Origin of the sequence: Mesorhizobium sp. BH1-1-4 (assembly GCF_020165665.1) — a bacterium.
GTDB lineage: Bacteria > Pseudomonadota > Alphaproteobacteria > Rhizobiales > Rhizobiaceae > Mesorhizobium.
This window is the reverse complement of record NZ_JAIUIN010000002.1, coordinates 476,426-491,459: the sequence shown is the minus strand read 5'-3', so window position 1 is coordinate 491,459 and position 15,034 is coordinate 476,426. Positions and strand designations below refer to the sequence as shown.

The following is a 15,034-nucleotide window of genomic DNA, read 5'->3' as shown; positions in this document are numbered from 1 at the left end:
TTTCTGCCAAAATTATCCATTGCACCTTTTTTAGTGCCCTGGTGATATGTATTGACTCCCGAAACGGTGCAATATAGAAAATTGTCACCATGACAAATTGGATTCCCGATCTCACCGGTTCAGGACCGCTGTATCAGCGCCTCGCGGATGCCATCGAGGCGGATATCGACCGGGGGGTGATCCGCGCCGGGGCAAAGCTGCCGCCGCAGCGCGACCTCGCCTACGACATTGGCGCCACCGTCGGCACGGTCGGGCGCGCCTATCAATTGCTGCGCGAGCGTGGTCTGGTCAGCGGCGAAGTGGGACGCGGGACCTATGTGCTCGGCGAAAACAAAGGCGTTACAAAGCCGGAAGCTCCCGACGTCAGCGTGGAAGGCACGCGTTATGTCGATGTTCCGAAGGACAAGCTGCGTTTCGACAGCACGGCCGCCCCCGATATCGGCCAGGGCGCCATTGTCGCCGATGTGCTGTCGCGCGCCGCACAGGATCATCCGCATGAGATTTCGAGCTATACGCGCGACTTTCCTGATCGCTGGTACGAAGCCGGCGCCCGATGGCTGTCACGCAACTCTTTCCGGCCGACGGCAGATACAATCGTCCCCACTCTCGGCACCCACGCCGCGGTGATGGCCGCGATCGCGGCCCTGACGACGCCCGGCGACTATGTCGCCTTCGAGCACCTCACCTACTCGCAGATTTCCCGCAGCGCCGGCTTGATCGGCCGGCGCACCGCGCTGGTGGCGTCGGATGATGAAGGCCTTGATCCGGCGGATTTCGAGCGGGTCTGCGCGCAAAAGCACCCCAAGATGATCTTCCTGATACCGACGGCGCAGAATCCGACCTTGGTGACCTTGTCGCCGGCGCGCCGCGAGGCGATCGCGCGTGTTGCCCGTGAATACAACGTCATCCTGATCGAGGATGACCTCTACGGCCATCTGACCGACGACCCGACACCGCTGCTTGCCGAATTCGCGCCCGAACGCACCATCATTGCCGGCGGCCTGTCGAAATCGGTCGCCGCCGGTCTGCGTGGCGGCTGGCTCTCCTGCCCGCCCGCCTATCGCCACCGCATTCGGGTCGCCCACAAGATGATGACGGGCGGCATGCCCTTCCTGTTGGCGGAGGTGAATTCTCGGCTGGTGCTTTCCGGCCAGGCCAGCGAAATCCGCAGGCGCAGCATCGCCGAGATCAGCGCCCGCATGTCCATTGTGCGCGAAAGTCTGGCGGGCTTCTCCTTCAAATCGCACGACAAAGTGCCGTTCGTCTGGCTCACCCTGCCCGATCCCTGGCTGTCCGGCACGTTCAAGAATGCCTGCCTTGAGCACGGCGTGCTGATCGACGATGAGGATGAGTTCAAGGCGGGGCGTTCGGAGCGGGTTTTCCACGGCGTGCGCTTCGGCGTCTCGCAACCGAGGCGGCGCGAGGATATCGCTGGCGGCGTCGCGGTGATCAGGCGGTTGCTGGACGAGGGCCGCGCGGGCTACGACAGTTTTTCCTGAACCCTTCGCGGCCCCCCGCCCCGATTGCCTTCGAGACGCCGCCCTACGGGACGCGTCGGAGCCGGACTCGGGATCACCCTTCGGCCTTGAAGTTCTTGGCTTCCTTCCGCGCCTTGTCCTTGCCGTGCTTCTCAGCCAATTCCTTGGCCTGCCGGGGCGAAACGTCGGTGGTTTCCGCGATATGGAGAGCCTCCTTGTCCGAGAGGCGATTGTCGTTCTTGCCTTGCTTGGTAGCCATCATGCTGTCTCCTGAGTGATAGGACCCTAACGGCTGGGACATCATGGCGTTCCCCATTTGGCTGTGCGGGGTTGCAATAGATGGCCGGCGCCTTTCGTTGCCCGCGGAAGCGGCTGGCGCGGTCCATCGCGATCATCGCCCTGTTGCTTTCTGCCTTTTTCCTCCGCCAACGGGTGTATCGGCCGCAAAGCTTGCGATAAGAGGAGACTCAAAATCCCTGTTCCATGGACATAAATCACCGCCCATGACCATTTCCAATTCCGTGCCGATCACATCGGAACTCATCGCCGCGCATGGGCTGAAGCCCGATGAATATCAGCGCATACTCGACCTGGTCGGTCGCGAACCGAGCTTCACCGAACTCGGCATCTTCTCGGCGATGTGGAACGAGCATTGTTCGTACAAGTCCTCGAAGAAGTGGCTGCGCACGCTGCCGACCACTGGTCCTCAGGTTATCCAGGGACCGGGCGAGAATGCCGGCGTGGTCGATATCGGTGACGGCGACTGCGTCGTCTTCAAGATGGAAAGCCACAACCACCCCTCCTTCATCGAACCCTACCAGGGAGCCGCGACCGGCGTCGGCGGCATCTTGCGCGACGTCTTCACAATGGGCGCGCGGCCGATCGCGGCGATGAACGCGCTGCGCTTCGGCGCGCCGGACCACCCCAAGACAAGGCACCTCGTCTCGGGCGTCGTTTCCGGCGTCGGCGGCTACGGCAATGCGTTCGGCGTGCCGACGGTCGGCGGCGAGGTCAATTTCGACGCCCGCTATAATGGCAACATCCTGGTCAACGCCTTCGCCGCCGGCCTTGCCAAGACCGATGCGATCTTCCTGTCGGAAGCCAAAGGCGTCGGCCTACCGGTCGTCTATCTCGGCGCCAAGACCGGCCGCGACGGCGTCGGCGGCGCCACCATGGCCTCGGCCGAATTCGACGACAAGATCGACGAGAAGCGCCCGACCGTGCAGGTCGGCGACCCCTTCACCGAAAAATGCCTGCTGGAAGCCTGCCTCGAATTGATGGCCTCGGGCGCCGTCATCGCCATCCAGGATATGGGCGCGGCCGGCCTCACCTGTTCGGCGGTCGAGATGGGCGCAAAGGGCGACCTCGGCATCGAACTCGACCTCGACAAGGTGCCGGTGCGCGAAGAGCGCATGAGCGCCTATGAGATGATGCTGTCGGAAAGCCAGGAGCGCATGCTGATGGTGCTGCGCCCCGAAAAGGAAAGGGAAGCCGAGGCGATCTTCCACAAATGGGGCCTCGACTTCGCCATCGTCGGCAAGACCACCGACGATCTGCGCTTCCGGGTGCTGCATCAGGGCGACCAGGTCGCCGACCTGCCGATCAAGGATCTCGGCGACAAGGCGCCCGAATATGATCGCCCCTGGATCGAACCCAAGAAGCCGGCATCGCTTGCCGTCAACGACATCCCGCGAGCCGACCTTGCCGATGCGCTGCTGAAGCTGCTTGGCGGGCCGGACCTGTCTTCGCGCCGCTGGGTGTGGGAACAGTACGACACGCTGATCCAGGGCAATTCACTGCAGCTCCCGGGCGGGGATGCCGGCGTAGTGCGGGTCGAGGGCCATCCGACCAAGGCGTTGGCCTTCTCCTCCGACGTGACGCCGCGCTATTGCGAGGCAGACCCCTATGAGGGCGGCAAGCAGGCGGTGGCCGAATGCTGGCGCAACCTGACCGCGACCGGTGCGCTGCCGCTGGCGGCCACCGACAATCTCAATTTCGGCAATCCCGAACGGCCCGAGATCATGGGTCAGCTGGTCGGCGCGGTGAAAGGCATCGGTGACGCCTGCCGGGCGCTCGGTTTCCCGATCGTGTCGGGCAATGTCTCCCTCTACAACGAGACCAACGGCCAGGGCATCCTGCCGACACCGACCATCGGCGGCGTCGGCCTGATATCGGACTGGTCGAAGATGGCGCGGATCGGTTTCGCGGCCGAAGGCCAGATGATCCTGCTGATCGGCGCTCCGGCTTCCTGGGGCACGCATCTCGGCCAATCCGTCTATCTCAGGGATATCCACGGCCGCAGCGATGGCCCGCCGCCACCGGTCGACCTCGATCACGAGAAGCGCGTCGGCGACCATGTGCGCTCGCTGATCGCGTCCGGCATCGTCACGGCGGCGCATGACGTTTCAGACGGCGGCATCGCGGTGGCGCTGGCCGAAATGGCGATGGCGTCAGGCATCGGCGCGACCATTCCCGGGCTTGTCGGCACCGATCCGATCCCGGTCTGGTTCGGCGAGGACCAGGGCCGCTATCTCCTGACGCTGTCGATCGATCCACATGGCGAGGAATGGGACGCGATCCGCAAGCAGCAGGGCGAACTTGGCGTCTTCGCGCCGTGGATCGGCTCGACCGGCGGCGACACGCTGAAGCTCGGCGATGCCACGGCTATCCCGGTCAGCGACCTGACCGCCGCCCATGAAGGCTGGTTCCCCCGCTTCATGGACCAGTCCAGTTGACCAGGGCATGATCCCGAAAAGTGGAACCGGTTTTCGGAAAAGATCATGCCCAACAACAAGGCACTGACCGCTCGGGCCCTGCTTGCAGTCGTTTTCTGGCCGTCGCTGTTCTTCTTCTGGTGCCTCGGGCCGTTCGTCTTCTTCCTGCTGTCGACGACCTCCAGCGAGGTTTGTCCGCTGTTGGAAAGGCGTGAGCAGTTCCTGACTTCGGCAAATGGCACGCTGCCGATGCTTGTTCTGCAGAACCTGATCTATGCGATTCCGATCGGCTGCCTGGTGCTCTGGAGCTGGCTCCTGCCGGATCCGACGCGGGCAAGGCACATCGTTACCTGCATCAAGCTTTTCGTCGTCTCGGCGGTCTTGGGAGCTTTGTGGGAGTACGGGTCTTCGCTGGTCTGCGATGGCTACGGCCAACCCTTCTTCTCGCCTGCGTGGCGGATGACCAGTTATCTGCCGATCGCTGACATAGTGGTCAACCTTCCCCTCTACGTGCTGGTCTTCAGCCTCGGCCGCGCCTTTTCGACGCGTGAGGACGAGCCGGCGCAGGAGCCCAGCGAAACCATCTCCTGAACACCTACCGACCGGACACTGGACGGAACCGCTTCAATAAGGATTGGAAAGGCTTTAGGCTCGCGCGACTCTCATCGCACGGGCCGCCACGCCGCCGCCCTCCCGAAAACAGGAATTTCTGCAATGGCAATGGACGCCCGCGATATCGAAAAACTGATCAAGGACGGCATCCCCGACGCGAGAGTGACCATCCGCGACCTCGCCGGCGATGGCGACCACTACGCGGCCGAAGTCGTGGCCGAGAGCTTTCGGGGGAAAAGCCGCGTCCAGCAGCACCAGATGGTCTATGACGCGCTAAAGGGCAATATGGGCGGAGTGCTGCACGCGCTGGCCCTGCAGACCAGCGTTCCCGACTGAGGCATTTCCAGCCGACACGCTTGGCCCAAAACAGCCCATTCTTTGCGCCATTCGAGTGATGGCATGGCTAAAGTCTTGTTTCGGGCACCCTATGGGTTTATTTGAAAGACATGCTTCGAGCCTGACTCCCACGGGCGTGAAAGGATATTCCATGAGCGGTATCAACGACTACATCGACAATGAAGTGAAGGGCAACGACGTCGTCCTCTTCATGAAGGGCACGCCCGGCTTTCCGCAATGCGGGTTTTCCGGCCAGGTCGTCCAGATTCTCGACTATATCGGCGCCGACTACAAAGGCGTGAATGTGCTGGACTCCGCCGAATTGCGCCAGGGCATCAAGGACTATTCCAACTGGCCGACGATCCCGCAGCTCTATGTCAAGGGCGAATTCGTCGGCGGCTGCGACATCATCCGCGAGATGTTCCAGGCCGGCGAGTTGCAGACGTTCCTGGTCGAAAAGGGCGTGAGCGTCAAAGGCGCCGCCTGATTTCAAGTTAAGGCATGTCGTCGACATGCCTGGGCACCGGGGCTCAGCCACCTCGGCAATATTTATGTCCCGGATCCCGGGATCAGCACGAGCCAATGCGCCGGCCCGCCGGCGCGTTTTCGTTTGAGAGATCGGACTTGCCGTGGACCAGCAGAAATCAGCGCCGCAAGGGGCAAGCACCTTGCCCTGGGCAAGCCAGTTGCCCATTCCGCGCTGGGAGTTCATCGCGCTCTGCGCGGCGCTGATGGCGCTCAATTCGCTGGCCATCGACATCATGCTGCCGGCGCTGCAACAAATCGGCGCCACGCTTGGCGTCGAGAATGAAAACCACCGGCAATATGTGGTCACCGCCTACATACTGGGTTTCGGCGGCGGGCAACTGTTCTTCGGGCCGATCTCGGACCGCTACGGACGGCGCGCGCCACTCGTGGCCGGCCTGATCATCTACGTGGCGGCGGCCGCCGCGGCCGCGATCGCGCCGAGTTTCGAGACACTTCTGATATGCCGCGCCGTGCAAGGCATTGGCGCGGCCGCCACGCGCGTGATCGCGGTCTCGATCGTGCGCGATACATTCGACGGCCGGCGCATGGCCGAAGTCATGTCGCTGATCTTCATGGTGTTCATGGCCATTCCGGTCGTGGCACCAGGCATCGGCCAGTTCATCATGCTGTTCGCGACCTGGCACTGGATCTTCGTCACCATGGCCGTCGGCGCCCTGGTCGTGTCGGCATGGTCGCTGCTGCGCCTGCCAGAGACGCTGCATCCCGAATATCGGCGGCCGCTGACGGTGTCCTCCATTGTCGGCGGCTTCCGCATCGTGCTCACCAACCGCATCGCGCTCTGCTATGCCTTCGCCAGCACTTTCATCTTCGGCGCCATGTTCGGGTTCATCGCCTCGGCCCAGCAGATCTACGTCAACATCTTCAATGTCGGCGAGATGTTTCCCGTCATCTTCGCCGGTGTCGCCGGCGTGCTCGCTTTCTCCAACTATCTGAACTCGCGCCTTGTCGGCCGCATCGGCATGCGCCGCCTGTCGCAGGGCGCGCTGCTGCTGTTTCTGGTGATCAGCCTGGCCTGGCTGGTGATTTCCCTGGAAATGAAGATGCCGCTCTGGCTGTTCATCACCTTCTTTGCCAGCGCCATGCTGCCGTTCGGCTGCCTTGGCGCCAATTTCAACGCCTTGGCCATGGAGCCGCTTGGCCAACTGGCCGGAACGGCGTCATCCATCCTGGGTTTCATGCAGACGTTTCTCGGTGGCATTCTCGGCACGCTGATCGGCCAGGCCTTCAACGGCACGGTGACGCCGCTGGCCGCCGGTTTCTGCAGTGTCTCGGTCGCGGCACTGCTGATGATCCTGATTGCCGAGCGCGGCAAGATGTTCCAGCCGCAGAACGCTCCTGTTTCAGGGCACGTCACCAACCTGCACTGATCTGCTGCCGGCCGGGGCCTACCGGTACAACCTATTCCGCCCAGAGCTCGCGGCGCAGGTCCTGCCAGCTGTCCCAGTCGGGCGCCACAAGCAGGCCGCCATCGACATGCGAGGGCAGATAGGCGCTGCCGTCGATGCGCGCGGCATGACCGCCGGCTTCCTGATGGATCAGCACGCCTGGCAGATGATCCCAGGGCATCAGCTTGTTGTAGACGACAAAATGCGCATGTCCGCTCGCCAGCAAGCGATATTCGTGGGCGGCGCAGCGATAGGCGAATTGCGACAGCGCCTTGGTCTGGTTGCGCGCGAGGCGTGAGCGCTCCGGCTCCTCGAGATATTGCCAGGAGACCGCGCCGGTCATTTGCGAGATCGGCACGGGTGCAGCCACATGGACTTTCTCCAGGCTGCCGTGAGCATGCCTGATATGGCTGCCGGCGCCCTTGGCGGCGATCAGCGAATCCTTGCCCACCGGATCATGGATGATGCCCGCGACCGTCTCGCCCCTGACCACGACCGCCAGCATGACGCCGAACAGCGGCACGCCGGATGCGAAATTGAAGGTGCCGTCCACCGGGTCCACGGTGAACGCCAGTTCGGCATCGCCCAAGCCATCGAGCAGCGCCGGATTGTCGGAGCAAGCCTCCTCGCCCACCACCATGGCCGAGGGATAGCGCTCGCGCAGCCTGGCGGTGATCAGCCGCTCGGCGTTGACATCGGCCTCCGTCACGAGGTCGGCGGCGGAAGTCTTCCGCCTGACGTCGCCGTCGCTCAATCGGCGAAAGCGCGGCATGATTTCAGCCTGGGCTGCCTCGGCCAAAATCCCGGCCAGCCAGTCGATCGCGGTATCGTCAAATGTCATTGGAAATGCCTTGCCTGATCGCGAGGGTTTCATTGAGGGCGGCGAAATCGAACAGCTTTCGGTCGAGCAAATGCGACGGCCTGGTGTTGGACAGGGCACGAAGCATCGTGTCCTTGCGGCCGGGCATGCGCTTTTCCAGCTCATCGAGCATCGCCTTCATGGCGTTGCGTTGCAGGCCTTCCTGGCTGCCGCAGAGGTCGCAGGGGATGATCGGGAACCGCATCGCGGTGGCGAACTTCTCCAGATCGACCTCGGCGCAGTAGCTCAGCGGCCGCAACACCATGACGTCGCCTTCGTCGTTGAGCAGTTTTGGCGGCATGGCGGCGAGGCGGCCGCCATGGAAAAGGTTCATGAAGAAGGTTTCGAGTATGTCCTCGCGGTGGTGGCCTAGCACCAGGGCCGAACAGCCCTCCTCGCGCGCGATCCGGTAGAGATGGCCGCGCCGCAGCCGAGAGCAGAGCGAGCAATAGGTGCTGCCTTGCGGCAACTTGTCGGTGACCACCGAATAGGTGTCCTGGTACTCGATGCGGTGCGCGATGCCGTTCGCATCGAGATAGTCGGGCAGGATATTTTTTGGAAAATTCGGCTGACCCTGGTCGAGATTGCAGGCCAGCAAGTCGACAGGCAGCAGCCCGCGCCATTTCATGTCCAGCAGCAAGGCGAGCAGGCCGTAAGAGTCCTTGCCACCCGACAGCGCGACCAGCCAGCGCTCGCCGGGCTTCGCCATCGCGAAGTCCTCGATCGCCTGGCGGGTCAACCGCAGCAGCCGCTTGCGCAGTTTGTTGAACTCGACCGAGGACGGGACATCGGCGAAAAGCGGGTGGGAGCCGCCCTCGGCGGCCGGTTCAAGCGTTTCGATGTCTGGCAGCATGTTCATGGCGCGGCGGCCCCTGAATGTGACGTCCGCCCGGATTAGCGCATCGGCCGGAAAATCGATACGGCAAAGCGGATGCCGGAAAACAAAAAGGCCGCCCCGAAGGCGGCCTTTCCGATATCGCAGAAAAGCGTTCGCTTAGCGCGAATAGAATTCGACGACCAGGTTAGGCTCCATCTGCACGGCGAACGGGACGTCCGCCAGGCCGGGGATGCGCGAGAAGGTCGCGACCATCTTGTTGTGATCGGCTTCGATGTAGTCCGGCACGTCGCGCTCGGCGAGGCCGACCGATTCCAGGACGATGACCAGCTGCTTCGACTTTTCGCGCACTTCGACGACATCGCCCGGCTTGCAGCGGTACGAGCCGATGTTGACGCGCTTGCCGTTGACGTTGACGTGGCCGTGGTTGACGAACTGACGGGCGGCGAAGATGGTCGGCACGAACTTGGCGCGGTAGACGACCGCGTCCAGACGCGACTCGAGCAGACCGATCAGGTTCTCCGAGGTGTCGCCCTTGCGGCGGTCGGCCTCTTCATAGACCTTGCGGAACTGCTTTTCCGAAACGTCGCCATAGTGACCCTTGAGCTTCTGCTTGGCGCGCAACTGCAGGCCAAAGTCGGAAAGCTTGCCCTTGCGGCGCTGGCCGTGCTGGCCGGGGCCGTATTCACGCTTGTTGACTGGGGACTTCGGGCGGCCCCAGATGTTTTCGCCGAGACGGCGGTCGATCTTGTATTTCGCGGATTCGCGCTTGCTCATCGCATTCCCTTTTCAAAAACAACACACCCGGCACCTCATGGTCCGGGTGAAGGAAACGCGCCCTCCTCTGGCCTCCGTTTTCGAGACCTGACAGGGTTTTCCCACGCAACGCGGCGGAAAACCCACGGGACACGTCAGTTCAAACAAGATCGGAAAGACCAGGCCGACCAAATCTTGCGTATACAAAAGAAACACCGGACATCGCTGCCCGGCATTGGCGGGGTGGTTAAACCCAGATTTAACCGCTGTCAAGCTTGCGAGTGGCGCCGCGCAACGCAACCGTATAGCGTCCGGGGCGTTATGCGATGCCGGATGTGGCGGGAGGTTAGCGCCAGCGGCACCAGGAAGGGACTGGACCTTAGAGGAGCCAAACTACATGAAGAAGTTTTTCCTTACCCTGGCAGGCGCCGCAGTGCTTGCAGGATCGATGGCGGTGGCCCCGGAGCCGGCCATGGCGCGCCATTGGCACGGCCACAAGCAGGTCTGCCGCATCATCGTGAAGAAGCGAGTGGTGTGGCGGCATGGCCATCGCAGGGTGATTGTCGAGAGAGTACGGCGCTGCCGCTGGTAAGGCTGTTCGAAGCCACAATCCCCGGGCCAGCGAACGTCGCTGGCCCATTTTCATTCCAGGGTTTGTAAGCGATAGCCCTGGTTCGATGCGTTCGGCGCTAGGATTTTTTCTCCGGCAATCCCTTCCGCTTGGTCTCGGCGAATTCCTCGAGCTGCTTTTCATTCATCGATTCATACATGCCCTTGGACGCGCCTTTGAGTTCGCTTTTCTTGGTCTCGCCGCGTTTGGCGGAGAGTGCGGCGCCGGCGGCTTTCTGCTGGGCTTTCGAGGTGGCTGGCATGACGGGTTCTCCTTCGCTGTCAGGAGAAACGCAGCGCCTGCGCGGCAGTTCCAGCGCCGACGGCCTTCCCGTGTCCGGGGCCCCAGTGTAGGACGGTTGAATGAAATCCCTGACCGATCCCTCACAGGCTCTCTCGACCGGCCTGGCGAAAATCCGCACCGAATTCCACGTGCCGGATGGGTTTCCGGCCGAGGTGATGGCCGCGGCGGAGGCGGCAGCCAAACGCGTACCCAACCAGCACGCCGATCGAACCGATATGCCCTTCGTCACGCTCGATCCGGCTGCCTCCACCGATCTCGATCAAGCGTTTTCGATCGAGGCGAGCGGCAGTGATCTTCTGCTGCACTATGCCATTGCCGACGTCGGCTGGTTCGTCGAGGACGGCGACCCGATAGACCGCGAAGCCTGGACGCGGGGCGAGACGTTCTACTTGCCGGACGGCAAGGCCGGGCTCTACCCGCCGGTGATTTCCGAGGGTGCAGCTAGCCTGTTGCCTGACGGACCGCGTCCAGCTGTCATCTTCACGGTCCGGGTTGCGCAGGATGGTGCGGTGAAGCTGGACGGCGCGGAGCGGGCAATCATTCAAAGCCGCGCGAAGCTCGCCTATGACAGCGTGAAAGCCTCGGACGTTCCGGCCGGCTTCGCCGAAATGGCGCGGCGCATGGCCGCAAACGAAGAACGCCGAGGCGCTTCCCGCGTCGACCCGCCCGAGCAGGAGGTGGAAAGGCTTGCCGATGGCACATACCGGCTTTCATTCAGGCCGCTGCTGCAATCCGAGCAGGATAACGCCGCACTCTCGCTGGCCGCCAACATGGCGATTGCCGATGCCATGTTGGCGCACCAGACCGGTTTGTTTCGGGTGATGTCGGGGCCGGACGGTTTCAAGGTTCAAAGACTGCGCAACGCGGCACAGGCTCTCGGACTGTCCTGGCCGACTTCCACCAGCTTGCAAGACTACCAGCGAACCCTTGATCCGACCGATTCGCGACAAGCGACGCTGATGTTGGAAATCCGCCATGCAAGCCCCGGCGCGTCCTATCAACCCTATCAGGACGGCATAGTCCCCTGGCATGAGGCGATGGCGGCGACCTATGCCCATTCAACCGCGCCACTCAGGCGACTGGCCGATCGCTACGTCGTGCGCTGCGCGCTGGCTATCGCCAACGGCCAGCCCATGCCCCGGCCTGTCACCGACGCCTTCGCCAGGTTGCCGAAGGCGATGGGACGTGCCGATAGCCGGGCTTCGCAGATCAACCATGCCGCCATCGACCTTGCCGAAGCGGTGATGCTCAGAGGCCGTGAGGGTGATACGTTCAAGGCAGTCGTCACCGACATCGTCGACCATGGCGTGCGCGTTCAGCTTGCCGACATGCCTGTCGTTGCCACCGTAAAGGCCTCGGGGCTCCGACAGGGCGAGGGTCTGATGCTAAAGCTGGTCCTGGCCGATCCGGGCCGACGCAGCATCGTCTTCGAGCCTGCTTGAGTGGCGGGCGGTTTTGCCACCGTCCAAGTGTACGGTCAGCCCGAACCCCTGCATCAGCCGGCTGACGGCGAAATCCGCCTTGCCCGAAGTGAAAACGGCGATATCGGGTTCGCCTTGCGGCAACGCGCCATCGATGGGTGGCAGCAGCGAAAGCGCTCGCCGTGCGATCGCCTCGGCCGGATCGATCCAGTCGACCGGCCAGGGCGCGGTTTTGCGCATGCGATTGACCAGGAAGGGATAATGCGTGCAAGCCAGCACGACGATGTCGGTACGCATGCCATCGCGCTCGATGAAGCATGGCGCGATCTCGGCGCGCACGGCCTCCTCGTCGACGAAGCCCTCGCGCATATAGGCTTCGGAAAGGCCTGCCAGCCTGTCGCTGCCGACCAGGCGGACATGGCATTTCCGCGCCCATTTGCTGATCAGGTCGCGCGTATACTGGCGCTTCACCGTGCCCGGCGTCGCCAGCACCGAAACCAGGCCGGAGCGGGTGCGCTCGGCGGCCGGCTTGACCGCTGGTACGGTGCCGACGAACGGATGGCCGGGAAATCTGTCGCGCAACGCGTCGATCACCAGCGTCGAGGCGGTGTTGCAGGCGATGACTGAAATGACCGGGCTGAACCTGTCAAGCAGCCTGGCGAACAGTTCGAGTATGTGGGTCCGCAGCGCCGGCTCTTCCCAGGCGCCAAAGGGAAATGCGGCATCGTCGGCGACATAGATGAAGCGACGGTCGGGCATCAGGACGCGCGCCTCGCGCAACACGGTGAGCCCGCCGACGCCGGAATCGAACATCAGGATCGGCTGCTCAGTCATTGTCGGTTCCCTTGCCGCCCACCGGCGGCGGTTCCGTGTCGTCGCCGTTTGCGTCCGGTATCTGGCCAGCCGCCTCCGCCTTGCGGGCGCGCGCGGCGGCCGCGGGCAAACGCCTCGGATCATCTCCCGGGGACCCATCACCGCGCGGCATCGCCGGCGAAAACCGGTCGAGCGACGAGATGATGCCGCGCAACACCTTCAGCTCCGGTTCGGCAAAGCCGGCACGCGTCAGCACCGCGCGCAGATTGTCGACCATTTTCGGCTTCTTCGGCGCTGGACGGAAATAGCCGCGCGCTTCCAATGCGCCTTCCAGATAGGCGAACAGGCCGTGCAATTCTTCCTTGCTGGCCGGCTTCATGTCCGGGCCGGTAAAATTCGTCCTGGTCTCGTCCTCCAGGCCCGACTTCATCCACTCATAGGACATCAGCAAGGCCGCCTGGGCGATGTTGAGCGACGAGAAATCCGGATCGACCGGAAAAGTGACGATCTCGTCGGCAAGGCCAACCTCGTCATTGTAGAGACCGAAGCGCTCACGGCCGAACAGGATGCCGGTGCGTTGTCCTATTCCATGACGGGCGCGCAGCATCCTGCCCGCCTCCACCGGGCCGCGCACGGATTTGAAGCCGTCGCGCTGCCTGGCGGTGGTGGCGAAAACGAAATTCAAATCGGCAAGCGCCGAGGCCAGATCGTCGAACACCTTCACCGCGTCGATGACATGGTCGGCGCGGCTGGCCGCGGCGCGCGCTTTCTCGCTCGGCCAGCCGTCACGCGGATTGACCAGGCGCAGTTCGGCCAGTCCGAAATTGGCCATGGCACGGGCGACCATGCCGATATTCTCGCCGAGCTGCGGCTCGACGAGGATGATCGCCGGGCCGGCGGCTGAGAGGATGGTGGTATCTTCGGTGGCTGGCATGATTGTCAATGAACTGCTGTTTGCGGCATTTCAGCGTCCCCTGCCATATTCGGCCGCGAAAATGAAGCATTCGCAAATGACGCGGCCATGGCCTCACATTCGTGACCGATCGCCGTTTGCGTGGCCAAAAGCGCTTTGATATACGGGCGGCATCCCCCGGCCGAACGCCACACGGGCAAGGCCGTCCCAATCCCAGCAACGAGGCATTCTTTCCATGGCGAAGATCAAGGTGGCGAACCCGGTCGTCGAACTCGACGGCGACGAGATGACCCGCATCATCTGGCAGTTCATCAAGGACAAGCTGATCCACCCTTATCTCGACCTCAAGCTCGAATATTACGACCTCGGCATCGAGCATCGTGACGCCACCAACGACCAGGTGACGATCGATTCGGCCAACGCCATCAAGAAATACGGCGTCGGCGTGAAATGCGCGACGATCACCCCCGACGAGCAGCGCGTCGAGGAATTCAAGCTGAAGAAGATGTGGAAGTCGCCCAACGGCACCATCCGCAACATTTTGGGCGGCACCATCTTCCGCGAGCCGATCATCATGAAGAACGTGCCGCGCCTGGTGCCCGGCTGGACCAAGCCGATCATCGTCGGCCGTCACGCCTTCGGCGACCAGTACCGCGCCACCGATTTCCGCTTCCCCGGCAAGGGCAAGCTGACGATCAAGTTCGTCGGCGAGGACGGCCAGGTGATCGAGCACGACGTGTTCGACGCGCCCGGCTCAGGCGTCGCCATGGCCATGTACAATCTCGACGAGTCGATCCGCGAGTTCGCCCGCGCGTCGCTGAACTACGGCCTGCTGCGCAACTATCCCGTCTACCTGTCGACCAAGAACACCATCCTCAAGGCCTATGACGGCCGCTTCAAGGATATCTTTCAGGAGGTCTACGAGGCTGAATTCGAGGCCGAGTTCAAGTCGAAGAAGCTGTGGTACGAACACCGCCTGATCGACGACATGGTGGCGTCGAGCCTGAAATGGTCGGGCGGCTATGTCTGGGCCTGCAAGAACTATGACGGCGACGTCCAGTCCGACACGGTGGCGCAAGGCTTTGGCTCGCTCGGCCTGATGACCTCGGTGCTGATGACGCCGGACGGCAAGACGGTGGAAGCCGAAGCCGCGCACGGCACGGTCACCCGCCACTATCGCCAGCACCAGAAGGGCGAAGAAACCTCGACCAATTCGATCGCCTCGATCTTCGCCTGGACGCGCGGCCTCGCCCACCGCGCCAAGCTCGACGACAATGCCGAACTGAGGCGCTTCGCCGAGACGCTGGAAAAAGTCTGCATCCAGACCGTCGAGAGCGGCTTCATGACCAAGGACCTGTCGCTGTTGATCGGCCCTGACCAGCCTTGGCTGTCGACCACCGGCTTCCTCGACAAGATCGACGAGAATCTGCAGAAAGCGATGGCGTAAGCA

At 62.9% G+C, this 15,034-nt stretch carries 16 protein-coding genes; 9 read left to right on the top strand and 7 right to left on the bottom strand.

Annotated elements, in window-relative coordinates:
- Positions 1–89: 89 nt before the first annotated feature.
- Entirely contained in the window at positions 90–1,499 is a 1,410-nt protein-coding gene (locus LB569_RS05935) for a PLP-dependent aminotransferase family protein (protein ID WP_224691450.1), read from the top strand.
- Between the two features lie 73 nt (positions 1,500–1,572).
- Here the strand turns inward: LB569_RS05935 and LB569_RS05930 are convergent, their stop codons facing one another.
- Positions 1,573–1,740, bottom strand: a complete 168-nt coding sequence (locus LB569_RS05930) for a hypothetical protein (RefSeq protein ID WP_224691524.1) — start codon at positions 1,738–1,740, stop codon at positions 1,573–1,575.
- Positions 1,741–1,981: 241 nt separating this feature from the next.
- On the opposite strand from LB569_RS05930, the gene purL reads away from it, so the two are divergent.
- The 5 genes from purL to LB569_RS05905 all read left to right on the top strand — a co-directional run bounded on the left by purL (position 1,982) and on the right by LB569_RS05905 (position 7,056).
- Entirely contained in the window at positions 1,982–4,213 is a 2,232-nt protein-coding gene (gene purL / locus LB569_RS05925; RefSeq protein WP_224691449.1) for a phosphoribosylformylglycinamidine synthase subunit PurL, read from the top strand.
- A 45-nt stretch (positions 4,214–4,258) separates the two neighbouring features.
- Positions 4,259–4,783 (top strand): hypothetical protein, encoded by a 525-nt coding sequence (locus LB569_RS05920; protein WP_224691448.1) that lies wholly within the window; start codon positions 4,259–4,261, stop codon positions 4,781–4,783.
- A 123-nt stretch (positions 4,784–4,906) separates the two neighbouring features.
- The gene (locus LB569_RS05915; protein ID WP_056562227.1) at positions 4,907–5,140 is read left to right on the top strand and encodes a BolA/IbaG family iron-sulfur metabolism protein; all 234 of its coding nucleotides are present in this window, start codon (positions 4,907–4,909) and stop codon (positions 5,138–5,140) included.
- 151 nt (positions 5,141–5,291) lie between these two features.
- Positions 5,292–5,627, top strand: a complete 336-nt coding sequence (gene grxD / locus LB569_RS05910; protein ID WP_013895877.1) for a Grx4 family monothiol glutaredoxin — start codon at positions 5,292–5,294, stop codon at positions 5,625–5,627.
- 142 nt (positions 5,628–5,769) lie between these two features.
- Complete coding sequence (locus LB569_RS05905; protein ID WP_411970190.1) at positions 5,770–7,056, top strand: multidrug effflux MFS transporter; 1,287 nt, start codon at positions 5,770–5,772, stop codon at positions 7,054–7,056.
- Positions 7,057–7,087: 31 nt separating this feature from the next.
- Here LB569_RS05905 and LB569_RS05900 read toward each other — a convergent pair whose 3' ends face one another.
- From LB569_RS05900 to rpsD, 3 genes are all read right to left on the bottom strand, one after another.
- Positions 7,088–7,915 (bottom strand): inositol monophosphatase family protein, encoded by an 828-nt coding sequence (locus tag LB569_RS05900; RefSeq protein WP_224691447.1) that lies wholly within the window; start codon positions 7,913–7,915, stop codon positions 7,088–7,090.
- Entirely contained in the window at positions 7,905–8,792 is an 888-nt protein-coding gene (gene ttcA / locus LB569_RS05895) for a tRNA 2-thiocytidine(32) synthetase TtcA (protein WP_224691446.1), read from the bottom strand. The genes LB569_RS05900 and ttcA overlap by 11 nt, the downstream gene beginning before the upstream one ends.
- Before the next feature lie 135 nt (positions 8,793–8,927).
- Positions 8,928–9,545, bottom strand: a complete 618-nt coding sequence (gene rpsD, locus LB569_RS05890; protein ID WP_013895883.1) for a 30S ribosomal protein S4 — start codon at positions 9,543–9,545, stop codon at positions 8,928–8,930.
- Between the two features lie 376 nt (positions 9,546–9,921).
- Between rpsD and LB569_RS05885 the strand changes: the two genes are divergently transcribed.
- On the top strand, positions 9,922–10,116 hold the full coding sequence (locus tag LB569_RS05885; RefSeq protein ID WP_140706743.1) for a hypothetical protein: 195 nt from the start codon (positions 9,922–9,924) through the stop codon (positions 10,114–10,116).
- A gap of 97 nt (positions 10,117–10,213) precedes the next feature.
- Here LB569_RS05885 and LB569_RS05880 read toward each other — a convergent pair whose 3' ends face one another.
- Positions 10,214–10,396 (bottom strand): DUF3008 family protein, encoded by a 183-nt coding sequence (locus LB569_RS05880; protein WP_015318153.1) that lies wholly within the window; start codon positions 10,394–10,396, stop codon positions 10,214–10,216.
- Between the two features lie 100 nt (positions 10,397–10,496).
- Here LB569_RS05880 and LB569_RS05875 point away from each other — a divergent pair, with 100 nt between their 5' ends.
- Positions 10,497–11,879 carry an RNB domain-containing ribonuclease gene (locus LB569_RS05875; RefSeq protein WP_224691445.1) on the top strand — a complete coding sequence of 461 codons (1,383 nt, stop codon included), beginning with the start codon at positions 10,497–10,499 and terminating at the stop codon, positions 11,877–11,879.
- On the opposite strand, the gene murI is transcribed toward LB569_RS05875, so the two are convergent.
- Positions 11,823–12,692, bottom strand: a complete 870-nt coding sequence (murI, locus tag LB569_RS05870) for a glutamate racemase (RefSeq protein ID WP_224691444.1) — start codon at positions 12,690–12,692, stop codon at positions 11,823–11,825. The genes LB569_RS05875 and murI overlap by 57 nt on opposite strands.
- Complete coding sequence (locus LB569_RS05865; RefSeq protein WP_224691443.1) at positions 12,685–13,605, bottom strand: RNA methyltransferase; 921 nt, start codon at positions 13,603–13,605, stop codon at positions 12,685–12,687. The genes murI and LB569_RS05865 overlap by 8 nt, the downstream gene beginning before the upstream one ends.
- A gap of 214 nt (positions 13,606–13,819) precedes the next feature.
- On the opposite strand from LB569_RS05865, the gene LB569_RS05860 reads away from it, so the two are divergent.
- A complete protein-coding gene (locus tag LB569_RS05860) occupies positions 13,820–15,031 on the top strand; it encodes an NADP-dependent isocitrate dehydrogenase (RefSeq protein ID WP_224691442.1) in 1,212 nt (403 codons plus the stop codon).
- The last annotated feature ends 3 nt before the right edge of the window (positions 15,032–15,034 follow it).